The following is a 22745-nucleotide window of genomic DNA, read 5'->3' on the forward strand; positions in this document are numbered from 1 at the left end:
TCAGCCGGCGGCCGACCAGCCCTTCCACCGGTCGACGCGGATCGCCACGACGGGACCGGCGGGCGGGTTCTCCCGGTACTGCGGGTAGCGGGCCGCCAGCCGGGCGATCGCGTCGCGCCCTTCGGGCTCGTCCGCCTCGATGATCCGGCCGGTACCGTCGGCGCGCACCCACCACAGTGCGGTCCAGTCGTCTTCGTAGTGGTCGACCAGGACCGCGACGCGGGGGTTGGCCACGATGTTGGCCAGCCGGCGCAGCGACCGGGACTGCTTGGGCTTGGCGTCGACGGCGCTGTAGATCGTGTCGTGGGAGACGGGCGTGTCGGCGAGGGGATCGCCGGCCAGCGCGAAGACGATCGGCACGACGTGTGGGCGGCCCTCGGCGTCCGCGGTGGCCAGCCGGGCGACCCGGGCCTCCGCGAAACGCCGGCGCGCCTCCTCGTTCGTCATCCTCCGGTGAACTGTTCGATCGCGTCCTCCCACACCTCGAGGGCCTGCTGCACCGGGCCGGCGGGGCCGGATGGCAGCCAGTGCAGCGCACGGCGCACGCCGGCCCGCTCCATGCGCTCGAGCACGGCGGGGTCGGGTGGGGCGGACAGCATCTGTACCTCGATGGGTCGGTCGGCACGCGACCGGAGTTCGTCGATCCGGCCGTATATGGACTCGTCGCCGCGGTAGTTGGGCATCCAGGCGTCGCCGAACGCGAGTACCCGGTCGAGGACGGTGGGGCCGTCGCCGCCGACGAGGACCGGCGGGTGCGGCCGCTGGGCCGGTTTGGGGTACGACCAGATGCGGTCGAAGTTGACGTACTCGCCGTGGTAGCTGGCCTCGGGCTGGGTCCAGATGGCCTTCATCGCCTCGACGCGTTCGCGCATGACGGCCATGCGGGTGCGGGGGTCGGTGCCGTGGTTGCGCATCTCCTCGCGGTTCCAGCCGGCGCCGACGCCGAACTCGACGCGTCCGCCGGACAGGTGGTCCACACTGGCCACCTCTTTGGCGGTCGTAATCGGGTCGCGCTCGACGACCAGGCAGATGCCGCTGCCGACGCGCAGGCTGGTCGTGGCGGTCGCCGCGGCGGTCAGCGCCACGAACAGGTCGTAGGTGTGCCAGTACTTCCGGGGTAGTGGGGTGCCGGGCGGGGCCTCCGGCCACGGGCTCTCCCGGCTGGCCGGGATGTGGGTGTGCTCGGCGAACAGCAGCGCGTTCTGCCCGTGGTCTTCGAGCATCGCCGCGAGCGCGCCAGGACTCATGCCGTCGTGTGTGGGGAAATATCCGACGCCGAACTCCATTCGTCCGATTTTACGTTCGGACGGGTCGGCTCGCCCGCGGGGCGAAGGGCTGGCGCTCACGGCGCATGGTCAGAAACGCGTGGTCAGAAACGCGTGGCGTTATCAGACTGTGCCTGACCTGGTGCTTTATCGTAGCCGGCCGTTCATGGTCTTTTTCTGGCCCATTCGCCGGTGGTGTACAAAGATCGGTGGCCAGTGCCGGTCCAGCGCTGGTCCGGTAAGAAGGAGGAACCGTGCAAAGCTTGGTTGCCCGGGGGGCGGCCCTAATCGCAGCGTCAACGCTCGCGCTGGGCGTCGCCGCGTGCTCACCCCCGCCGAAGAAGAGCTCCGGATCGTCGGCTGACGCGGCCAAGGCCACCAGCGTCGCCGACCTGGGCGGGCTCGACAAGCTCGTAGCCGCGGCGAAGAAGGAAGGGCAGCTCAACGTCATCGCGCTGCCGCCGGACTGGGCCAACTACGGCGAGATCATCAAGGGCTTCACCCAGAAGTACGGCATCAAGGTGAACTCGGCTCAGCCGGACGCCTCGAGCCAGGACGAGATCAACGCGGCCAACCAGCTCAAGGGCCAGGCCAACGCGCCTGACGTCTTCGACCTGGGCGGCGCGGTGGCGTCGGCGAACGTCGCGAAGTTCGCCCCGTACAAGGTGACGACCTGGGGCGACATCCCGGACGCCCTGAAGGACGCCAACGGCACGTGGGTCAACGACTACGGCGGCTACATGTCGATCGGGTACGACAGTGCCAAGGTCCCCGCCCCGCAGACCGTGACCGACCTGCTCAAGCCCGAGTACAAGGGCAAGGTCGCCCTCAACGGCGACCCGACGCAGGCCGGCGCGGCGTTCAGCGGCGTGGTCATGGTCGCGCTGGGCAACGGCGGCTCGGCCGACGACATCTCCAAGGGCGTCGACTTCTTCTCGCAGCTGAAGAAGGCCGGCAACTTCCTCCCGGTCGACCCGACGCCGGCCACCATCGAGTCGGGCCAGACCCCGGTCGTCATCGACTGGGACTACCTGAACGTGGCACAGGGCGCGAAGCTCAAGGGCAAGATGGACTGGAAGACGGTCGTGCCGGACAACGCGGTCCTCGGCTCGTACTACGTGCAGGCCGTCAGCGCCGACGCCCCGCACCCGGCCGCGGCGCGGCTGTGGGAGGAGTACCTGTACTCCGACGAGGGCCAGAACCTCTGGCTCAAGGGTGGCGCGCGGCCGGTTCGCGCCGACGCCATGGACAAGGCGGGGAAGATCGACAAGACCGCCTACGACGCCCTGCCGAAGGCCACCGGCAAGCCGGTGTTCCTCACCGATGAGCAGACCAAGAAGGCCAAGGACTACCTGACCGCCAACTGGGCCAAGGCCATCGGCTGACCTTCGATATGAGCGCAACAGTTCGCCACCCGGCTGAGCCGGCTCCGGACCCCGCGGCCACCGCGCCCGGGGGCCGGAGCCGGCCCGGCCGGGCGCGCCTGAGCCGCAGCCAGCTGGGCCACGCCCGCAGCCTCGTCGGCGTCGTGCCGTTCGTCGCGTTCGTCACGGTGTTCCTGGCCATCCCCACCATCGTCGTGGCGGTCGGCGCGTTCACCGGTGACGACGGCCGCCCCACCCTGTCCAACCTGTCGGCGCTCGCCAACGGGTACATCATCGACGCGTTCACGCGCAGCATCCTGCTGTCGGCGACGACCGCCGTCATCGGCGCGATCCTCGGCGCGCTGCTGGCGTACGCACTGGTCACGGCGAAGGAAGGCGGGCTGCTGCGGCGGATCGTCACCGCCGCGGCCGGCGTGCTCGCACAGTTCGGCGGCGTCACGCTGGCGTTCGCGTTCCTCGCCACCATCGGCTGGTCCGGCTTCGTGACGGTCTTCCTGCGTGAGCACCTCGGCATCGACCTCTACTCGCACGGCGTCTGGCTGTTCGACCTGCCCGGCCTGGTGCTGGTGTACACGTACTTCCAGGTGCCGCTCATGGTCATCGTGTTCCTGCCGGCGCTGGACGGGATCCGGCCGCAGTGGCGGGAGGCGACCGAGAGCCTGGGCGGATCGACCTGGCAGTACTGGCGACGGGTGGCCGGGCCGCTGCTGGCCCCGGCGTTCCTCGGTTCGACCCTGTTGCTGTTCGCCAACGCGTTCTCCGCGTACGCGACCGCGGCCGCCCTGGTCAGCCAGGGCAGCCCGATCGTGTCGCTGCAGATCCGGTCCGCGCTGACCAGCGAGGTCGTCCTCGGCCAGCAGAACCTGGGCAAGGCGATGGCGCTCGGCATGGTCGTGGTCGTCGCCGTGGTCATGGCGCTGTACGCCCTTCTCCAGCGGAGGACCGCGAAATGGCTGGGCTGACGTTGGGTCAGGCGCCCACGCGGCGCGGGCGGCCGAGCGCCCGCCGGGCCCGCAGGCAGCGGCTGTTCCGGTGGGTCGTCGTCGCGGTGCTGGCCGTGTTCTTCCTGCTTCCGCTGTTCGCCATGCTGGAGTTCACCACCCGCGGCGCGGGCGGAAAGCTGTCGTTCGACACCTGGAAGCTGCTGTTCAACTGGGGACAGCTGAGCCAGACCTACCCGGACCTGTCGGCGGGCATCACCGCCTCGGCCGGGCTCGTCGTGCTCACCGTGGCGCTCATGCTGGTGCTGCTGGTGCCCACCGTGATCTGGGTACGCCTGCGGCTGCCCGGGCTGCGGCGGGTGGTGGAGTTCATCTGCCTGCTGCCGCTGACGATCCCCGCGATCGTGCTCGTGGTCGGGCTGGCCCCGGTTTACGCCTGGGTCACGTACTTCCTCGGCGGCTCGTCGCTCACGCTCACGTTCGCGTACACGATCCTGGTGCTGCCGTACGCCTACCGGGCCGTCGACGCCGGGCTGTCCGCGATCGACGTGCGTACGCTCGCGGAGGCGGCCCGCAGCCTCGGCGCCGGCTGGGGCACCGTGATGTGGCGGGTGGTGCTGCCCAACATCCGCTCGGCGGTGCTCTCCGCGGCCTTCCTCACGGTGGCCCTGGTGCTCGGCGAGTTCACCCTCGCGTCCCTGCTCAACCGCAGCAACGTGCAGGTCGCCATCAACCTGCTCGGCAAGAGCAGCGCGACGATGTCCGTGGCGGTCTCGCTGGCCGCCCTGGTCCTCGCGTTCGTACTGTTGCTGCTTCTGTCCCTGGTCGGCCGTGGCCGGCGCCGTGCCCAGGAGGAGACGTCGTGACCGAATCCGTGCAAGTGACCGGGGCGGCGGCCGCCGACCGCGGCGGGGTCGCGGTACGCCTGGAAGGGCTGCGGCGCAGGTTCGGCGCCGTGCAGGCGCTCGACGGGCTCGACCTCGACCTGGCCCCCGGTGAGCTGGTCGCGCTGCTGGGCCCGTCGGGCTGCGGCAAGACGACCGCCCTGCGGGTGCTCGCCGGGCTGGAGGACACCGATGAAGGGCGGGTGCTGGTCGGTGGCCGGGACATCACCACGCTACCGGCCAACCGCCGCGACATGGGCATGGTGTTCCAGGCGTACAGCCTGTTCCCGCACCTGACCGCCCAGGAGAACGTCGAGTTCGGGCTGCGGCTGCGCCGGCGGCAGGCCGGTGACCGGCGCCGTCGCGCGGCCGAGATGCTGGAGCTCGTCGGCATCGGCAAGCACGCCGGCCGGTACCCGCACCAGCTCTCGGGTGGCCAGCAGCAGCGCGTCGCCCTCGCCCGGGCCCTGGCGATCGAGCCGCAGGTGCTGCTGCTCGACGAGCCGCTGTCGGCGCTCGACGCCAAGGTCCGCGTCCAGCTCCGCGACGAGATCCGGCGCATCCAGGTCGAGGTGGGCATCACCACCCTGTTCGTCACGCACGACCAGGAGGAGGCCCTGGCCGTCGCCGACCGGGTGGGCGTGATGCGCGACGGCCGGCTGGAGCAGCTCGGGCCGCCGTCCGAGGTGTACCTGCGGCCGGCGACGCCGTTCGTGGCCGACTTCGTGGGCCTGAGCAACCGGCTGCCCGGACGCGTCGTCAACGGCGCGGTCGAGGTGCTGGGCGCCCGGCTGCCGCTGATCGACCCGTTGGCGGCGCCGACGGGCGAGGTGACCGCGCTGGTACGGCCGGAGGCGGTCGACGTGGTGGTCGACCCGGACGGGCCCGGTCGCATCCTGGCGGCGAGCTTCCTCGGGTCGATGAGCCGGGCCACGGTGGCGATGCCGGGCGACGTGCTGGTCGTCGCGCAGGTCGCGAGCGCCCGGCTGGGCGAGCTGACGCCCGGCACGGCCGTACGGGTGGCGCTGCACGAGGTGCCGACGCCGCTCGCCTGATCTTTCGGCGATCTTGGACACTTGGCGGGTCTATAACCCCGCCAAGTGTCCAAGATCGCGGAGGTTTCGCGGTGGTGCGGGGTGGAAGAACCACCTCATGTCGGCGCATCTGTCGCGCCGTGTTCTCGCCGAACTGATTGGGACCGCGCTCCTGGTGTTCTTCGGCGCCGGTTCGGTGGTCGCGGCCATCATCGCCGGGAACGGACGACTCGACTACGCGGCGCTCGGCTTCGTCGGCCTGACGTTCGGGCTCGTCATCGCCATCGCGGTGTACGGATTCGGCACGACCTCGGGCGCCCACATCAACCCGGCGGTGAGCATCGCGCTGGCCGCCGTGCGGCGGTTCCCGTGGCGCGAGGTCCCCGCGTACATCGCGGCCCAACTCGTCGGCGGGGTACTGGGCGGCCTGCTCATCATCGCGGTCTTCGGCCCACGGGCCACGGAGATCGGCGGCGTGGGGCTGACCGCGGTCAACCCGGGCGCCAGCTACGGCAGGGGAGTGGTCGCCGAGCTGATCGGCACCTTCCTGCTGCTGCTGGCCATCATGGCGCTCGCCGTCGACCGGCGCGCGCCGCCCGGACCGTCCGGCCTGGTCATCGGCCTCGCCGTCGCCACCGGGATCTTCGTCGTCGGCCCGATCACCGGCGGCTCGTTCAACCCGGCCCGCACGTTCGGGCCGTACGTGGCGAACAGCATCTTCGGCGGCGTCACCCCGTGGCGGCAGTTCTGGGTCTACGTCGTCGGTCCGGTTGCGGGGGCCGTGCTCGCGGCGTTCGCCTACGTCGCCGTCGCCCGGCCGGTCCGCGAGGTGCCAGCCGAGGCGGCGCAGGGTGCGGCGGGCGAGATCGAAGGCCGCCGGCTGCCGACCGGCGAGGTGCCCACGGAGGCGGCGCAGGGCACGGCGGGCGAGATCGAAGGCCGACGGGCGCCGGCCGACCCGGTCGAGCGCCCCGACGGCCCACGCGACGAGAGAGGGTGAGCACCCGATGGCAGGCAACCGGGCGGTCACGTACCTGGGCCCCGGCCGGGTGGAGGTGCAGGACACCGAGTACCCGGAGTTCGAGCTCAAGGAGGGGCCCGGGGTCAACCCGGTCAACGTGGGTCGCAAGACCCCGCACGCGGCGGTCCTCAAGACCATCGCCACCAACATCTGCGGCAGTGACCAGCATATGGTCCGGGGCCGTACCACCGCGCCGGTCGGGCTGGTGCTCGGTCACGAGATCACCGGCGAGGTGGTGGAGACCGGCTCCGACGTCGAGTTCACCAAGGTGGGCGACCTGTGTTCGGTACCGTTCAACATCTCGTGCGGCCGGTGCCGCAACTGCAAGGCGGGCAAGACCGAGATCTGCCTCAACGTCAACCCGGACCGGCCCGGCTCCGCCTACGGCTACGTGGACATGGGCGGGTGGACGGGCGGCCAGGCGCAGTACGTGCTCGTGCCGTACGCGGACTGGAACCTGCTGAAGTTTCCCGACCGCGATCAGGCGATGGAGAAGATCCTCGACCTGGCGATGCTGTCGGACATCTTCCCGACCGGCTACCACGGCTGCGTCACCGCGGGCGTGACCACCGGCTCGACCGTGTACGTCGCCGGCGCCGGCCGGTCGGGCTGGCCGCCGCCACGTCGGCGTTCCTGCTGGGCGCGGCCGCGGTCATCGTCGGCGACCTCAACGAGCAGCGGTTGGCGCAGGCGCGCAGCTTCGGCTGCGCGACCGTCGACGTGTCCAAGGGCGATCCGAAGGACCAGATCGAGCAGATCCTCGGGGTGCCGGAGGTGGACTGCGGGGTCGACGCCGTCGGCTTCGAGGCGCGCGGGCACGGCAAGGAGGCGGCCACCGAACGCCCGGCGACCGTGCTGAACACGCTGATGGACGTCGTACGGGCCGGCGGTGCGATCGGGATCCCCGGCCTGTACGTCACGGGTGACCCGGGCGCGGCCGACCCGGCGGCCCGCGAGGGTTCGCTGTCGCTGCGCTTCGGGCTCGGCTGGTCCAAGTCGCTGGCGTTCTTCACCGGGCAGTGTCCGGTGATGCGGTACAACCGCCAGTTGATGATGGCGATCCTGCAGGACCGGGTGTCGATCGCCAGGAACGTCAACGCCACCCCCATCCCGCTGGAGGAGGCGCCCCGCGGGTACCAGGAGTTCGACCGGGGCGCGGCGAAGAAGTACGTCCTCGACGCGAACGGCGTGCTGGGCGCGAAGCGCTGAGCAGACCATTCTCCAAGATCCACGAGATAGGATCGGGGCGTAATGGGCGACCGACACGGTCGGAGTTGGTCATGGTCATCATCGACGCCCTCATCGCCGCCGCCGCCTTCGGCGCGGTGTGGACCGCGGCGAGCGCGCGGATCGTCAAGCAGTACGAGCGGGGCCTCGTCTTCCGGTTCGGCCGCATCCGGGAAGGTGTCCGGGCGCCGGGCCTGGCGTTGATCACGCCGGGGCTCGACCGGTTCCGCAAGGTCAACATGCAGATTGTCACGCTGCCCGTCCCCGCGCAGGACGGCATCACCCGCGACAACGTCACCGTCAAGGTCGACGCGGTCGTGTACTTCAAGGTCGTCGACCCGGTCCGGGCCATCGTCAACGTGCAGGACTACCGTTTCGCGGTACTCCAGGTGGCGCAGACCTCGCTGCGCTCGATCATCGGCAAGAGCGATCTGGACGACCTGCTCGCCAACCGCGAGCGGCTCAACCAGGGCCTCGAAATCATGATCGACAGCCCGGCGCTCGACTGGGGCATCCACATCGACCGGGTCGAGATCAAGGACGTCTCGCTGCCGGAGTCGATGAAGCGCTCGATGTCGCGCCAGGCCGAGGCGGAGCGGGAACGGCGCGCCCGGATCATCTCGGCCGACGGCGAGTTGCAGGCCTCGCACAAGCTGTCGGAGGCGGCGGCCGCCATGCAGCGCACCCCGGCGGCGCTTCAGCTGCGCCTGCTGGAGACGGTCGTGGAGGTCGCGGCCGAGAAGAACTCGACCCTGGTGCTGCCGTTCCCGGTCGAACTGCTGCGGTTCCTGGAGAAGGAACCCAACGGGGACGCGGACGTCGCCTCCCTGGCCGATCTCGACGCCGTCAAATCGGCGTCGCGCCGAACGTCCGGATAGGAGTGTCCTCAGTGCTGGATGACACCGAGGTGCGGGCGAGCGCACCGGTGCGGACCCTGGAGAACCGGGTTGCGCTCGTGACCGGCGGCTCCGGCGGTATCGGCTCGGCGCTGGTGCGCAGGCTGGCCGGGGCGGGCGTCGATGTAGCTCTCACGTACAGCGGCCATGCCGAGGACGCCGAGAAGCTCGCCGACGAGGTCCGCGCGACCGGCCGCCGGGCGGTCGTCATGCAGGCCGACTTCGCCGACCCGGATACGCCGCTGCGCGTGGTAACGCAGGCGGAGGAGCAGCTTCGCGCCGGGCTGGCCATCCTGGTGGCCGCCGCGGGGGAGGCCAGGGTGACGTCCTGGAAGGAGGTCGACCTCGACCTGTGGGACCGGACCCAGGCGGTCAACCTGCGGGCGCCGTTCTTCCTCACCCAACTCGTCCTGCAAGGCATGATCGGCCGCGGCTTCGGACGGATCCTGTACTTCTCCTCGATCGCCGCGCACAACGGCGGCGTCGTCGGCCCGCACTACGCCTCCAGCAAGGCGGCGCTGCACGGGCTGGTGCACTTCCTGGCTCCGCGGGTGGCCGACGAGGGCGTCACGGTCAACGCGATCGCGCCGGCGCTCATCGCCGGTACCCACATGCTGCCGGCGAACCCGCACGACCCCGAAGCCCTGCCGCTGCCGATCCCGGTCGGCCGGCTCGGCACCACCGACGAGGTGGCCGACCTGGCGCTGGCGATGCTGCGCAACGGGTACCTCACCAACAAGGTCATCGGCCTGGACGGCGGCCTGTACCCGGACTGACCCGGCACAGCGCGGCCGCGACCGCGCGCACCGCCACCGCGCGCAGGTGCGCGTCGCGCCGGACCCGCCAGCTCAGCTCGAGATGGACGAAGGTGGTGCCGAGGCGTACGGCGGTCGACGCCTGGACGTTCCCGATGCCCTCGAGCCGGCCCCGGCTGTCCCGCCACGGCTCGCAGGTGGCCAGGCCGGCCTCCCGTAACGTCGTGGCCACCCGTACCGCCGCGGGCGTCGCCGTCCGGGTGCCCGTCGAGACCACAGCGTCCAGGCCGGGGAGGCTGGCGTCGGCGAAGCCGTGCAGTTGTATCTGGGGCAGGCGCCGGTTGGCCGCCTCCGCTGCCAGGGCGTGGAACAGGGACCGGTCGTTGTGGGCGGCATCCGCGGCCCCGTTGCCGGCCCGGCGGTGCGCGCCGGCCACCACCAGGATCGCGCCCGGGGCGAGCCGGAACAGGTGGACGCCGATCCGCTCGGTACGCAGGTCGGAGTTGGGGTGCGGCACCTCGACGGCCAGGCGTACGGGCACCGACGGGTCGACCAGCACGACGCCGGCGGCCCGGCCGTCGTCCGGCCGGCCGGCGTACATCGTGTACCGGCGGCCGGTGGCGGCGTCCACGCCGCCGGAGCCGGAGAAGCCGAGTGCGACCAGTGCGGTGGACGCCGCGTACGGGTCGCTGCCGGGCGCCGTGAGGTGGGTCATCGCGGTCGCGGCCAGTCGCCGCTCGGCCGGCGACGGGTCGCGGTACGGGCCGGCCGGATCAAGCGCCGCCGCGAACGCGGCGACGTGTTCTTCGAGGTCGCAGCCCACCGATCGAAAGCCTACGCCGGACGGCCGTGAGCCCGTGACGGCCGTTCGCTACCGGTGCAACGAGGCGGTGCTCACCGACCCGGTGCCGCGCGACGAGGTACCGCTCGAGCCGGTGTCGGCCGAGGAGGCGCCGCCCGACCCGGTGCCACCCGAGGAGCCACCCGTCGAGCCACCCGTCGGGGTGGGGTCGGCGTTGGCGGGCGGCGTGGCGGTCGCGGACGGCGCGGGCGCGTCGCTGGTGGCCGGTGCCGACGGCTGGCCGGTCGGTCGCGGCCGGGCGGACGTCGTCGGGGCCGGCGTGGGGGTGGCGCCGCTGGCCGGTGCCGTCGACGGTGGCGTGGTCGGCGCGGATACCGGTGCGCTGGCCCGTACGGGGACCGCGGTCCGGCTGCCGGTACGGATGGACGGTTCGGGGCCGGCGCTCGACGGATTACCGACCGGTGCGAGGGGCGCGCCACTCTGCTCGGACCGTTCGGTGGGGCCGGCTCCGGCGGGCGGCTGGGAGCCGAGCAGGCCGCCGAGGCCCGCCAGTCCGATCAGCGCGGCGGCCGCGAGGCCGGCCACCGCGAGCACGACGCTCCTGCGCGGTCCCCGGCGCGGCGCACGCGGCGTGGCGTCGGGCAGGGCCAGCAGGTCGGGCGTGGTCGGCGGGCCCGGCTCGGCGTTGCGCGCCGTCTCGCCGGGCACCTTCCAGGTGACCGGCGTCGCCGCCCGGCGAGCCACGCCGGCGTCGACCCTGATCGCGCGGGCCGCCGCGGCGAGCGCGGCGGCGGTGGGGTAACGGTCTGCCGGGTTCTTGGCCAAGGCCCGGGCGACCAGCATCTGGATCCCCGGCGGCACGTCGGCCGGCAGCGGGGGCGGCGCGTCGGTGACGTGCTGAAGGGCGATCTCCAGCGGGCCTTCGCCGGTGAACGGTGGCCTGCCCGCCAGGCAGTGGTAGGCCACGGCGCCGAGCGCGTAGATGTCGGTGGCGGCCGAGACCGGGCGGCCGGATGCCTGCTCGGGAGCCATGTACATGGCGGTGCCGAGGATGGCGTTGGCCGTGGTCACCTGGGTGACCGCCGGTGAGCGGGCGACGCCGAAGTCGACGAGCTTCACCGTTCCGTTGGGCTGGACCAGCAGGTTGGCCGGCTTCACGTCACGGTGGACGATCCCATGCATGTGCGCCGCGTGCAGGGCGTCGGCGGCCTGGGCGACGACGGACATCGTCTCGGCTACCGGCAGGCGGCCGGCGTCGGCGATGCGCCGGGACAGCGGCTCTCCGTCCACATACGCCATGACCAGGTACGCGACCTTGCCGCCCGCGTCCAGTTCGCTACGGCCGTAGTCGTACACGTTGACGACGTTGGGGTGCGCCAGCGAGGCCATCATCCGCGCCTCGGCGCGGAACCTGGCGTCGAAGCCGGGGTCCCGGAGCAGCGCCGGGCGCACCACCTTCACGGCTACCGTGCGGCCGAGGGAGACGTCGGTGGCCCGCCACACCTCGCCCATCCCGCCATCGGCGATGGGCTCGTCCAGACGGTAACGACCGCTGAGCAGGTCACCTGTACAAAGCACGCACCCCCCGTACCCACTCAGGGGGTTTCTCATTCATGGATGTGGCGCCGATTACCGAGTGTAGGCCGGCTGCGGCGGGGTAGCGGGCGAACCGTCCGCGAATCGGCGTCATCCCACTGAGGAGTCGAAGATGGCTGTGAAGCTGGCGGAGCGAAACACCGTCCTCAGATCGATGCACGACATAGGACTCGCCGAGTGGTTCGGCGGCTCGCTCATGGGCGTGATCGGCCTCAACGGCGCGGCGGCCAACGTCCCTGACCGCACCGAGCGGCTGCGGGTCGCCTCGATCGGCTGGGACCGGTGGACCCCGATGAACGCCGCCGCGATCGGGGCGCACCTGATCGGGTCGGCCGGCATCCTGGCCAACGAGCGCCGGCGGGTCACCGGCCAGAAGGGCGTCGGCGCGATGAGCGCGACCAAGACCGGGCTCACCGCAGCGGCGCTGGGCGCGACCGCGTACAGCCGGATGCTCGGCCGGAAGCTGGAGAAGGCCGGCCGGGTGCCGGTCGAGGGCGTCACCGAGCCGGCCCCCGACACCCCGTCAGAGATCCGCCAGGCCCAGCGGCGCCAGAAGATCGCGCAGTGGGCGGTCCCGCTCCTCACCGGCGCCGTCATCGTCATCAGCGCTTTCGCCGGTGAGCAGCAGAAGCCGGGTTCGGTGGCGCGCGGCATCATGTCCCGCCTCGGCGACCTGGTCACACCCGACTAGCCGCGCGCCGCGTCGCAGCCGCCGGAGAGGACGACGATGACGGCGCTACCGACGGTCTTCGCCCCGCCGGAGACCCTGCGACGACTTCCGACACCGGCCCGCCCCCGGGTGGACCCGGCCGACGTGGTGGTGCCCGACGGGTACGACGTCGACGTGGTCCTGGCGGGGCTGTCGATGCCGACCGGCATGGGCTTTGCCGACGACGGCACGCTCTACGTGCTCGAAGGCGGGAGTACCTGGCCGACCAGGCCGTACCTGCCGGCGCGGATCCTGCGGCTGGATCCGTCCGGCGACCTCGCGGCCATCGGCCAGGAGCCGCTGGGCGGGCCGCGCGGCGTCGCGGTCCACGGCGGTTACGTGTACGTCGCGGCGAAGGGCGGCTACCACTCGCGGATCGTCCGCTACGACCGGTACACCGACGAGCGGGCCGTGGTCGTCGACGGTCTGCCCGACGGCGGTTGGCACGAGCCCGGCGGGCCGGTGTTCGGACCGGACGGGCTGATGTACTTCGCGCAGGGGTCGGTGTCGCAGAACGGGGTGGTACTGCCGCAGGGCTACCTGGTCGACCTCGCCCGGCATCCGGAGGCCCACGACGTGCCGGGGCAGGACGTCGTCCTCACCGGCAACAACGTCGACACGTACGACCCGACCGCGCCGTACCCGTACCTCGTCAGGACCGGCCCGTTCAAGCCGTTCGGGGTGGGCGCCCAGCAGGGTGAGGTGGTGAAGGGAGCGCTGAAGTGCAGTACGGGCGTCTGGCGCTCCCACCCCGACGGCAGCGGGATGGAGCTGCTGGCCTGGGGGGTGCGCAACCCGTACGGGATGGCGTTCAGCGAAGACGGTGACCTGTACGTCTGCGACAACGACTTCGAGGAGTACGGCGACCGGGCGATCGCGAACGACCCGGACCGGATCTGGCTCATCCGCAACGCCCGGACCCCGCACGGCTCGGTCGCCACGCCCGACTGGTACGGCTTCCCGGACATCTGCGGCGACGGTCTGCCCGGGTGGGACGACAAGCACCTGCCGCAGCGCGGCCGGCCGGCGCAGCGGCTTCTCGCCGAGCATCCGGTCTGGGCCGGGCCGCCGGTCTTCTTCGAGGCGCCGCACTCGGCGATGGCGAAGATGGACTTCTGCCGGTCCGACGCGTTCGGCCGCCGGGGCCGGTTGTTCGCGTCCGAGTGGGGCAGCCTCGCCCCGATGAACTCCCCGCGACCGCAGGATCTCGACCACGGATTCCGGGTGATCGCCGTCGACGTGGCTCACGGCACGGCCGAGAGCTTCGTGCGCAACCGGCACCCGGGACCGGCGTCCGCCCAGGGTACGGGCGGCATCGAGCGCCCCGTCGACTGCAAGTTCCACCCGGACGGGCGGAGCCTGTACGTGCTCGACTTCGGCGTCTCGCAGGTGGATCAGAGCAAGCAGCTGTCGTACGGCCACACCGGCGTGCTCTGGCGGATCACCCGACGGTAGAGGGGAGCCGCATGCCACTCCTGGTCGAGCTCGGCGAACGAACCTGGACCGGGCAGCTGGAGCGGGTCGAGCCGTGGCTGGCGACGACCGTGGTGTCGCAGGGGGCGTTCCGCCGGATGCTCGAGGACACCGCGTACGAGGTCGGCGAGCCGCACATCCGCAAGTGGCTGGGCGACATGCTGGACGCGGCCCGCGAACACGAGCGGCTGATCGACGAGCTGTACGTGGCGTTCCGCCTGGATCCGGCCCGTCGCCCCGCGCTGGGCGGGGCCAGCGCCGCGCTGCTCGCCAAGGCCCGCGAGATCGGCGCCCACGTGGAGGGGCTGGCGGGCGGCCTGCGCGGCGGCGCGTGGCGCAAGCTGCGCGAGCTCACCCTGGCCAACCTCGACTCGACCACCGCCTTCGGGATCGTCGAACAGCTCGGGCTGGCGCTCGGCATCCCCCTGGTCGTCGACCTGGTGGTGCCGGTGGTCGGGCGCAAGTCGCAGCACCAGTTGGTGCTGCGCGAATGCCTGCTGGAGATGGCCCCGAAGGCTATCTTGTATGGCGCCTAGCGCCGTGATCCTGAAGGATTTTCCGTGCTCCGACACGGAAAATCCTTCAGGATCATCGGGGCGTCCGCTACGGCTGGTAGATGCGCACGTAGTCGAACTGGGCGGTCACCGCCGGCTGGGCGCCGCCGTGGGCGACGAGCCCGATCCTGGGCGTGACGTCGGCCGGGAACGTCCAGACCCCGCTCCACGTCCAGTGCCGCCCGTCCGCACTGGACGCCGCCCGGAACCGGTGCTCTCCGGTCTTCGGGTCGGTCGTGTGCACCAGCCGCAGCCAGGTGGTCGTGGCCGGGGTGCCGAGCGTGACGCCGCCATAGGACAGCTGCCCGGCGTACGGCATCTCGTGGCCGTACTCGATCTGGCGGGTGTTCCAGATCGCCACCTGACACAGCCGGACAAAGTCGTCGTCATTCGCGTACGCGACGAGCCCCGCCTGCTGGTAGTTGCGGACCGTGTTCTCGCCGAGGTCGAGGGTCACCTTGGTCTCGACCGTGTAGTCGCCGGCCGGCGCGTCGCGCAGCAGCACCCCGGCGCTGTTGGCCGTACCGGTGAGGTCGGCGTTCTCGACCGGCCAGTTGAGCTGGCCGCCGGCGACGGTGACGGCGTTGTCCCGGCGTACCCAGGACCAGCCCGGGCCGGGGGCGCTGCCGGTGAACTCGTCGGCGTACACGAGGTGCCCGGTGCGCGGCGCCGCCACGGTACGGGTCACCGGCCGGTACAGCTTCGCGGCGCTGACGTTGTCGACGTCAGCCCGGCCGCGCCCGGCGATGCCGAGCCGCCCCTCGGTGACGTTGGGTGGCAGGGTCAGCGTGACGGAGACGATCGGGCCGCTCTGGCGCGCCTCGGTCAGCGCGGCGGTGAGCTGGCCGTGGCGTACCTCCACGGCGACGTTGTGCCAGGTGCCGTAGTCGAGCCCGGCCGGTAGCGCGACCGCGGCGCGCCGCCCGGCTCCCGCGTCGACGACGAGAAGGCCGGCGGCCCGGTCCAGCCAGGCGGTGGCGGAGCCGACGACCACCCCGGCCGCCGCGCCGGCAGTCGGCCGCAGGTCGGCCTCGACGCGTACGTCCCCCTCGACCCGCTGGTCGCGGTACGCCACCCCGGTGCCGGTGGCGTACCCGTCGGTCACCTGCCAGCTCGACGGCAGCCAGCCCGGTCGGGTCGCGAAGGTCTCGTCCCCGGCGGTCACGGGCGCGGGCTGCGGGGTGTCCGAGGCGCCCGCGCCGGCCCGTACGGTCGGCCAGCCGTCGATCCAGTCCAGCCGGTCCAGCAGCATCGGCCGCCGGTTGATCCCGTACGGCTGGTCCAGGTACGGGCTGTTCCGGTCGATCGCGTGGTAGACCAGGTAGTCCTGGCCGGACAGGTCCGTGACGAGTCCGTTGTGCCCGGTGCCGACCCACCGGTTGCCGTTCTGAGTGACAACCGGGGTGCCACCGACCCGGGAGGCGGTCAGCGCCACGCCGTTCGCGTCCACGAACGGGCCGGTCGGGCTGGTGGCGCGGCCCACCGACACGGAGTACCCGGTCGTGGGGCCGGCGCAGCAGTTGGCCGACGAGGCGAACAGGTAGTAGTACCCGTCGCGGTGGACCACGTACGTGCCCTCGTACTTGTTGTCGATCGCGACCATGGTCGCGGCACCGACGGCGTGCAGCCCGTCGGCCGACAGCCTGGTCACGTAGACGCCGCCGTAGTAGCTGCCGTAGTACAGGTACCGGGTGCCGTCGGAGTCGGTGAACTCGGCCGGGTCGAAGGTCCACAGGTACCCGCCACCGCCACCGGGACGCGGCGCGATCACCGGCTGGGGCTCGGCGGTCCACGGCCCGGAAGGCGTCGGCGCGGTGGACACCCCGATCGCGGAGCCTCCGGGCGCGGTCGTGGTGTCGGTGACCGTGTAATACATGACGTACCGGCCGTCGAGGTAGCGCACGTCGGGCGCCCAGTACGACGCGTCCGCCGCCGCGAACGGCGGGCGGCTGTTCGCGGCGCCGAGCGCGTCACCGGCGAACGTCCAGGTGGTCAGGTCGGACGAGCGGCCGACCGGGACGCGGTGCGGCGTGCCCTCGCCGGAGCGCAGCGGGTCGGAGGTGCCGTAGGCGTACCAGTAGCCGTCCTGCCCACGGATCACGGTGGGATCGGCGAAGGTGTCGGCGAAGCCGCTCGACACGGGGTTGGTGTAGGTGGCCGCCCGCTGAGTCGACGCGGCCGACGCGGCTGACGCGGTCAGTGCCGGTAGCGCTATGGCGGGCAGGGTCAGGGCAAGTGCCAGTGCGGATCGTCGGAACACTCGGTTCACCCCTTGAGTCCACTGTGGGCGACGCTCTGGATGACGTGCCGCTGCGCGACGATGAACAGCGCGATCACGGGTACGCTCGCGACCACCGCGCCGGCCATCATGATGGGATAGTTCGTCGTGGCGGCGTTCTGCAGCGTGCCGAGGCCCGCCGGCAGCGTCTCGTGCGCCGGGTTGAACAGCACGTAGATCGGCCAGACGAAGTCGTTCCAGTTGGTCAGGAACGACAGCACCGTCAGGGTGGCCAGCGCCGGACGGGCCAGCGGCAGCACGATCCGGGTGAAGATCTGCCACCGGTTCGCGCCTTCCAGCAGCGCTGCCTCCTCCAGCTCCAGCGGCAGCGACAGGAAGAACTGGCGCAGGAAGAAGACGCCGAACGCGCCGCCGGCGCTGGGCACGATGACCGCCAGCAGGCTGTCGAGCCACCCGAGCCTGCTGACGATGAGGTAGTTGGGGATCAGGAACAGGAACGGCGGCACGAACAGGGTGCTGACAATGACGCCGAAGATGAGGTTGCGCCCGGGGAAGCGCATCCGCGCCAGCGCGTACGCGGCGAGCGCGTCGAACGCGACGATCAGCGCCGTGTTGCCGACGCCCGCGGCGAGGCTGTTGACGAACCAGCGCAGCACCGGGGTCTCCGACGCGGTCGTCAGCACCCGGCTGTAGGCGTCGGCCGTGAACGGGCGGGGCAGCCAGGACAGCGGCAGCGCCGTGGCGTCGTTGTTCGTCTTGAACGACGTGCTCACCATCCACAGCAGCGGCGCGACGAAGATGACGGTGAGCACGAGCAGCACCAGATAGAACAGCACCCGGCCGGGCGTGACCCGTACGCGTGTCATGAGCCCTCCCTCCGCTGCAGCAGCCGGATGTTGAGCACGCTGACCGCCATCAGGACCACGGCGAGGATGTAGCTCATCGCGGCGGCGACGCCCTGGCGGTTGCTGCCGAAGCCGGTCTGCGCGACGAGCATGATGGCCGTGCGGGTGGTGGTCCCCGGTGCGCCGTGGGTGAGCAGGTACGACTGGCCGAACATGTTCGCCGACGCGAGGATCGTCACGGTCAGCACGAACATCAGCACCGGTCGCAGACCGGGCAGCGTCACGTTCCAGAACTCGTCCCACCGGGACGCGCCGTCGACGCGGGCCGCCTCGTACAGCTCCACCGGGATGTCCTGCAGCCCGGCCAGGTAGATGATCGCGTTGAAGCCGAGCGTCCACCACACGGTCATGCCGACCAGCGACACCCACGCCCACGGCACGGCGGTCGTCCACGGGAACGGGTGCCCGAGGTAGTAGTTCACCAGGCCGATGTTCGGGTCCAGGATGAACCGGAACAGCACGCCGACCACGGCGACGCCCAGCACGTACGGTGCGAAGAACACCGCCCGGAAGAACGACCGGCCGGGGAAGGTCCGGTTGAGCAGCAGCGCCACCGCGAGCGGGCAGACCAGCAGCAGCGGCACGCTCAGCACCGTGAAGATGCCGGTGGCCGCCATGGCGCGCCAGAAGTCGCCGCTGTCGCGCGAGCCGGGCGTGAACAGGTCGACGTAGTTGCCGAAGCCCACCCACGGCTTGCCCGGCAGCAGGTAGTTGTAGTCGTGCAGGCTGACCCAGAAGCCGAACACGCCCGGGATCAGCACGAAGCCGACGAACAACACCAGGTACGGCAGCAGGAAGAGGTACGGCGTGAGCAGGCCACCGCGCCGCACGCCGCCCCGGGAGGGCTCACGTCCTCCCGGAGCCGCGCGCGCCGGGGCCGACCGGGCGTCGGTGACGGCCATCGTCAGATCCCGTACTTCTTCTTGTTGTCCTGAAGGATCTTCGTCGCGCGCTGCGCGGAGGACTGCAGCGCGGCGGCCGGGTCCTGCTTGAGCAGCACGGCGTTGTTGACGCTGTTGTACAGCTCGGTCAGCACGTCGCCCATGCCGGGAATCGACGGCGGGTAGTGCACGTACTGCACGTCCGCGGCGAAGGACTGCAGCGCCGTCATCGACTTGAACTCCTGGCTGTCGACCAGGTCCTTGCGGGCCGGCACCTTGGCGCTCTGCGCCCAGATGTTCGCGTTCTTGGTGAACCAGCTGATGAAGTACCGGCTGGCGTTGGCCTTGTTGGCGTCGTTGCTGGTCTTGCGCGGGAGTACGAACTGGTGCGAGTTCCCCCAGACGCCGCCGTTCGGGCCGATCTTCGGAAGCGGGGCGGTGCCGATCTCGAACGTCTTGAGCGTCGCGACGTCGTTGACCTGCCAGATGCCCTGCCAGTTGAAGACGTTCTTGCCGTTCTTCAGCGCCAGGTAGTCGGCGTCCTGGCCGACGTTCGCCGGGCTGTAGCCCTTCTTGACCAGGTCGACCATCCAGGTCAGCGCCTGGACTCCGGCGTCGGAGTCCCAGGTGGCCTTGGTGACGCCGGAGTCGAAGATGTCGCCGCCGAACTGCCACAGCAGCGACTCGAACATGAAGCCGCCGGTGAACTGGAACGGCGGCACCCAGGAGCCCTGGATGCCCTTACCCTTCAGGATGTCCAGGGCCGCCATGTAGTCGTCTTTGTTCTGCGGCGGCTTGTTCGGGTCGAGCCCGGCCTGCTGCATGACGGTCTTGTTGTAGAACAGGCCGAGGTCGTGGACGTCGATCGGGATGCCGTAGCGCTTGCCCTTGTACAGACCGCCCTTCCACACCGCGGGCGAGAAGTCCGACTCCTTGAGGTCCAGCGCCTTGGCCACGTCGTCGAGCGGCACGATGACGTTCTGGGCGGCCTGGGTCGGCATGTCGTCGAGGTGCATCGCGGCGACGTCGGGGCCGTTGCCGCTCTGTACCGCGGCGGGCAGCTTGGAGAAGAAGTCCTCCCACCGGTAGATGTTCATCTTGACCTGGATGTTGGGCGTCGCCGAGTTGAACTGGTCGACCATCTTCTGGGCGGTCTGGCCGTCGCTGCCGGTGAAGCCGTTCCAGAAGACGATCTCCACCTTCGGGCCGTTGTAGTTGGCGCCGCCGTTGCCGCCGGCCGGCGCGCTCGCGGGCGGGGTGCTGGTGCCGCCGCACGCGGCCAGCGCCATCGCGGAGCCGACGCCGCCACTCAGGGCGAGGAAGCGTCTACGGGACAGGGCGTCGGATCTCGGGCTGTTCTCGGGCATCCTGGCTCCTTCGCAGGGGTGTGTGCCGCAGGGTTCGCATCAGGCGGATTCGGTGGTGGTCAACTCCAGGACGTTCCAGGAGGTCGGTGGCAGGGTGACGGTGAGCGTTCCGCCGTCCAGGCGTGCTCCGTCGCCCGGCCGGGGCACCACCCGGTCGGGGTGGGCCAGGTTGTTCGTGGCGCGTACGTCGTCGTCGGCGAGCACGAGGTGCCGGCCGGTCCGCAGCGGACCGAACGCGCGCGCGTCGACCGACAGTTCGAGCGGTCCGGTGCGGTCGCGGTTGACCGCGAACAGCGCGATCCGGCCGGACTCGGCGTCGTAGCTGGCGGCGGCGGTCACCGCCGGCACCGGGCCGTACGCCCTGGTGTCGATGTGCGGTGCGACCGGCTCCACCCGCAGCGCCTCGCCGCGGGCGAGCGCGGCGGCCTGGGCGAACGGGTAGAAGGTCGGCTGGCGCCAGGCGGGCCCGCCCGGCTCGGTGCGGATCGGGGCGATGATGTTGACCAGCTGTGCCTGGCAGCCGACGGCGACCCGGTCGGCGTGCGACAGCAGCGAGATGAGGTACGAGCCGACGACGACCGCGTCGGCGACGCTGTACTCGTCCTCGATGAGTCGGGGCGCCTGCCGCCATTCGAGGGCCGCCTCCCCCGGGAAGCGGCTCTGGTACCAGACGTTCCACTCGTCGAACGAGATCCGCAGCCGCTTCCTGCTGCGCAGCTTCGCCTTGACGTGGTCGGCGGTGGCGATCACCTCCTCGATGAAGGCGTCCATGTCGACGGCGGAGGCGAGGAAGCTGTCCAGGTCGCCGTCGTGCTCCTCGTAGTAGGCGTGCATCGAGACGTAGTCGACGAGGTCGTAGCAGTGTTCGAGGACGGTCGCCTCCCAGCCGCCGAACGTCGGCATGTGCCGGCCCGAGCTGCCGCAGGCGACCAGTTCGATGGTCGGGTCGAGCCGGCGCATGGCGTTGGCGGTCTCGGCCGCGCGCCGGCCGTACTCCTGGGCCGTGAGGTGGCCGATCTGCCAGGGCCCGTCCATCTCGTTGCCCAGGCACCACAGCTTGATCCCGTACGGGTCGGTGTCGCCGTTCTTGACGCGCAGGTCGGATAGTTGGGTGCCGCCCGGGTAGTTGCAGTACTCCAGCAGCTCGACCGCCTCGGCGAGGCCCCGGGTGCCGAGGTTCACCGCCAGCATCGGCTCCGCGCCGACCTCGCGTACCCAGGCCATGTACTCGCCGAGGCCGAACTGGTTGGTCTCGATGGAGCGCCAGGCCAGGTCGAGGCGGGTGGGTCGGGTCTCGCGGGACCCGATGCCGTCCTCCCACCGGTGGTTGGACACGAAGTTGCCGCCGGGGTACCGCACCACCGTCACGCCCAGCTCGCGGGTCAGCTCGACGACGTCCTGGCGCAGCCCGAGCTCGTCGGCGCGGGGATGGCCCGGCTCGTAGATGCCGGTGTAGACACATCGGCCCATGTGTTCGACGAAAGAGCCGAACAGTCGTCGGTCGATCGTGCCGATGCGGAACGCTGGATCGAGCGTGAGGTGCGCTGTTTTCACGACGGGGACCTCCACCGTAAGGTTGACAAGAGTTTTACAACGTTGTGTACATCGTTGTAAAGACATCCTGCGATCCCCTGGCTATGCTCGGGGGCCGCCGGCAGGAGTGGTGCCGGGCGCCGGATACGGTCCAGGTCCGGTGCCGTCGCCGCGTGCACAAGGAGGGTCGCGGATGGCAGCCAGCATCAAGGACGTGGCCGCACGCGCCGGCGTATCGGTCAAGACCGTGTCGAACGTGGTGAACGGGTACCAGTTCGTCGCGGCGGGCACGCGGGAGAAGGTCCAGCGGGCCCTGGACGAGCTGGGCTACCGGCCCAACCTCTCGGCGCGCCGGCTCCGCGGCGGCCGTACGGGCCTGATCGCCCTCGCCGTACCCGAGATCCGCGTGCCGTACTTCGCCGAACTGGCCGCCCAGTTCGTCCAGCTGGCCAAGGAGTACGGCTGGACCGTGCTCATCGACGAGACCCAGGGCGCCCTCGACAACGAGCGGGAGGTCGTCGAGGGCATCAAGTCCCACCTCATCGACGGCCTCATCGTCAGCCCGCTCGCCCTCACCGCGAAGCACATCGAGGCCCGCCGGGACCGTACGCCACTGGTGCTGCTGGGGGAGCGGCTCACCCACGCGCCCGTCGACCACGTCAGCATCGACAACGTCGCCGGCGCCCAGGCGGCCGTGGCCCACCTCGCCGACCTCGGCCGTACCCGCATCGCGGCCATCGGCAGCCAGCCGCACATCTCCGGCGGCACCGCGGCGCTGCGGCTCAAGGGGTACCGCCAGGCGCTGCGGCGCGCCCGGCTGGCGTACGACCCGGCGCTCGTCATGCCCGTCACCCGGTTCCACCGCGCCGACGGCGCGCGGGCGATGCAGGCCCTGCTCGACCTCGAGCAGCCACCCGACGCGGTGTTCTGCTTCAACGACCTGATGGCGCTCGGCGCGATCCGGACCCTGCTGGCCCGCGGTTGCCGGGTGCCGCAGGACGTCGCCGTCATCGGCTTCGACGACATCGAAGAGGGCCAGTTCAGCACGCCCACGCTGAGCACCGTGGCGCCCGACAAGGAGCAGATCGCCCGGCTGGCCCTGCGGCTGGTGCACCAGCGCATCGGCGCCCGCGACGACGCGCAGCCGCAGGAGGAGACGGCCGACTTCCGCCTGGTCGTACGGGAGAGCACGGCGCCCGCCGGGTAACCCGTCCGGGGGACCGACCCTGTTTCGCCGCCCCGCGCCGCGCCGATATCCCTCATGTAGGCCGATGCGTG

Annotated in this window: 22 protein-coding genes; 13 read left to right on the plus strand and 9 right to left on the minus strand. The window is 71.2% G+C overall.

The annotated features are described in order from the left end of the window. Together HC031_RS02040 and HC031_RS02045 are read right to left on the minus strand one after the other, a co-directional pair. A complete protein-coding gene (locus tag HC031_RS02040; RefSeq protein ID WP_167923378.1) occupies positions 1-447 on the minus strand; it encodes a TIGR03668 family PPOX class F420-dependent oxidoreductase in 447 nt (148 codons plus the stop codon). Then, positions 444-1286: an LLM class F420-dependent oxidoreductase gene (locus HC031_RS02045; protein ID WP_167923379.1), complete on the minus strand. Its 843-nt coding sequence runs from the start codon at positions 1284-1286 to the stop codon at positions 444-446. Before HC031_RS02045 ends, HC031_RS02040 begins: the two co-directional genes overlap by 4 nt. 233 nt (positions 1287-1519) lie before the next feature. Here HC031_RS02045 and HC031_RS02050 point away from each other — a divergent pair, with 233 nt between their 5' ends. The 9 genes from HC031_RS02050 to HC031_RS02085 all read left to right on the plus strand — a co-directional run bounded on the left by HC031_RS02050 (position 1520) and on the right by HC031_RS02085 (position 9429). Further along, positions 1520-2650: an ABC transporter substrate-binding protein gene (locus HC031_RS02050; protein ID WP_167923380.1), complete on the plus strand. Its 1131-nt coding sequence runs from the start codon at positions 1520-1522 to the stop codon at positions 2648-2650. Positions 2651-2658: 8 nt separating this feature from the next. Next, on the plus strand, positions 2659-3612 hold the full coding sequence (locus HC031_RS02055) for an ABC transporter permease (RefSeq protein ID WP_205862099.1): 954 nt from the start codon (positions 2659-2661) through the stop codon (positions 3610-3612). Beyond that, complete coding sequence (locus HC031_RS02060; protein ID WP_167923381.1) at positions 3600-4457, plus strand: ABC transporter permease; 858 nt, start codon at positions 3600-3602, stop codon at positions 4455-4457. Before HC031_RS02055 ends, HC031_RS02060 begins: the two co-directional genes overlap by 13 nt. Next, positions 4454-5530, plus strand: a complete 1077-nt coding sequence (locus HC031_RS02065; protein WP_338090433.1) for an ABC transporter ATP-binding protein — start codon at positions 4454-4456, stop codon at positions 5528-5530. The genes HC031_RS02060 and HC031_RS02065 overlap by 4 nt, the downstream gene beginning before the upstream one ends. 97 nt (positions 5531-5627) lie before the next feature. Continuing rightward, positions 5628-6509 carry an MIP/aquaporin family protein gene (locus tag HC031_RS02070; RefSeq protein ID WP_167923382.1) on the plus strand — a complete coding sequence of 294 codons (882 nt, stop codon included), beginning with the start codon at positions 5628-5630 and terminating at the stop codon, positions 6507-6509. 7 nt (positions 6510-6516) lie between these two features. Then, the gene (locus tag HC031_RS02075) at positions 6517-7389 is read left to right on the plus strand and encodes an alcohol dehydrogenase catalytic domain-containing protein (RefSeq protein ID WP_240941982.1); all 873 of its coding nucleotides are present in this window, start codon (positions 6517-6519) and stop codon (positions 7387-7389) included. Continuing rightward, on the plus strand, positions 7305-7739 hold the full coding sequence (locus HC031_RS32795) for a hypothetical protein (protein ID WP_240941983.1): 435 nt from the start codon (positions 7305-7307) through the stop codon (positions 7737-7739). Before HC031_RS02075 ends, HC031_RS32795 begins: the two co-directional genes overlap by 85 nt. Positions 7740-7810: 71 nt before the next feature. Continuing rightward, complete coding sequence (locus HC031_RS02080; protein ID WP_167923383.1) at positions 7811-8635, plus strand: slipin family protein; 825 nt, start codon at positions 7811-7813, stop codon at positions 8633-8635. An 11-nt stretch (positions 8636-8646) separates the two neighbouring features. Further along, entirely contained in the window at positions 8647-9429 is a 783-nt protein-coding gene (locus HC031_RS02085) for an SDR family NAD(P)-dependent oxidoreductase (RefSeq protein ID WP_338090434.1), read from the plus strand. Here the strand turns inward: HC031_RS02085 and HC031_RS02090 are convergent. Continuing rightward, on the minus strand, positions 9395-10231 hold the full coding sequence (locus HC031_RS02090) for a hypothetical protein (protein WP_205862100.1): 837 nt from the start codon (positions 10229-10231) through the stop codon (positions 9395-9397). The two genes, HC031_RS02085 and HC031_RS02090, sit on opposite strands and share 35 nt — an antisense overlap. A gap of 48 nt (positions 10232-10279) precedes the next feature. Next, positions 10280-11788: a protein kinase domain-containing protein gene (locus tag HC031_RS02095; RefSeq protein WP_338090435.1), complete on the minus strand. Its 1509-nt coding sequence runs from the start codon at positions 11786-11788 to the stop codon at positions 10280-10282. A gap of 130 nt (positions 11789-11918) precedes the next feature. On the opposite strand from HC031_RS02095, the gene HC031_RS02100 reads away from it, so the two are divergent. From HC031_RS02100 to HC031_RS02110, 3 genes are read left to right on the plus strand one after another with little or no spacing between them, the layout of a single operon-like run. Beyond that, on the plus strand, positions 11919-12497 hold the full coding sequence (locus HC031_RS02100; RefSeq protein ID WP_167923384.1) for a hypothetical protein: 579 nt from the start codon (positions 11919-11921) through the stop codon (positions 12495-12497). A 36-nt stretch (positions 12498-12533) separates the two neighbouring features. Next, entirely contained in the window at positions 12534-13970 is a 1437-nt protein-coding gene (locus HC031_RS02105; RefSeq protein WP_167923385.1) for a PQQ-dependent sugar dehydrogenase, read from the plus strand. A gap of 11 nt (positions 13971-13981) precedes the next feature. After that, positions 13982-14524 (plus strand): hypothetical protein, encoded by a 543-nt coding sequence (locus tag HC031_RS02110; RefSeq protein WP_167923386.1) that lies wholly within the window; start codon positions 13982-13984, stop codon positions 14522-14524. A 67-nt stretch (positions 14525-14591) separates the two neighbouring features. Here the strand turns inward: HC031_RS02110 and HC031_RS02115 are convergent, their stop codons facing one another. Genes HC031_RS02115 through arfA form a run of 5 tightly spaced genes read right to left on the minus strand, consistent with a single transcriptional unit; the run spans position 14592 to position 21488 of the window. Next, positions 14592-16802 carry a glycoside hydrolase family 43 protein gene (locus tag HC031_RS02115; RefSeq protein ID WP_338090436.1) on the minus strand — a complete coding sequence of 737 codons (2211 nt, stop codon included), beginning with the start codon at positions 16800-16802 and terminating at the stop codon, positions 14592-14594. A gap of 5 nt (positions 16803-16807) precedes the next feature. Beyond that, positions 16808-17647, minus strand: coding sequence for a carbohydrate ABC transporter permease (locus tag HC031_RS02120; protein WP_167923387.1), 840 nt, complete (start codon positions 17645-17647; stop codon positions 16808-16810). After that, positions 17644-18588, minus strand: a complete 945-nt coding sequence (locus HC031_RS02125) for a carbohydrate ABC transporter permease (protein ID WP_167923388.1) — start codon at positions 18586-18588, stop codon at positions 17644-17646. The genes HC031_RS02120 and HC031_RS02125 overlap by 4 nt, the downstream gene beginning before the upstream one ends. 2 nt (positions 18589-18590) lie before the next feature. After that, positions 18591-19934, minus strand: coding sequence for an ABC transporter substrate-binding protein (locus HC031_RS02130; protein WP_167923389.1), 1344 nt, complete (start codon positions 19932-19934; stop codon positions 18591-18593). Positions 19935-19973: 39 nt separating this feature from the next. Next, on the minus strand, positions 19974-21488 hold the full coding sequence (arfA, locus tag HC031_RS02135; protein WP_167923390.1) for an arabinosylfuranosidase ArfA: 1515 nt from the start codon (positions 21486-21488) through the stop codon (positions 19974-19976). A 172-nt stretch (positions 21489-21660) separates the two neighbouring features. On the opposite strand from arfA, the gene HC031_RS02140 reads away from it, so the two are divergent. Further along, a complete protein-coding gene (locus HC031_RS02140) occupies positions 21661-22674 on the plus strand; it encodes a LacI family DNA-binding transcriptional regulator (RefSeq protein ID WP_167923391.1) in 1014 nt (337 codons plus the stop codon). The last annotated feature ends 71 nt before the right edge of the window (positions 22675-22745 follow it).

Source organism: Planosporangium thailandense (assembly GCF_011947195.1).
In the GTDB taxonomy this organism is placed as follows: domain Bacteria; phylum Actinomycetota; class Actinomycetes; order Mycobacteriales; family Micromonosporaceae; genus Planosporangium; species Planosporangium thailandense.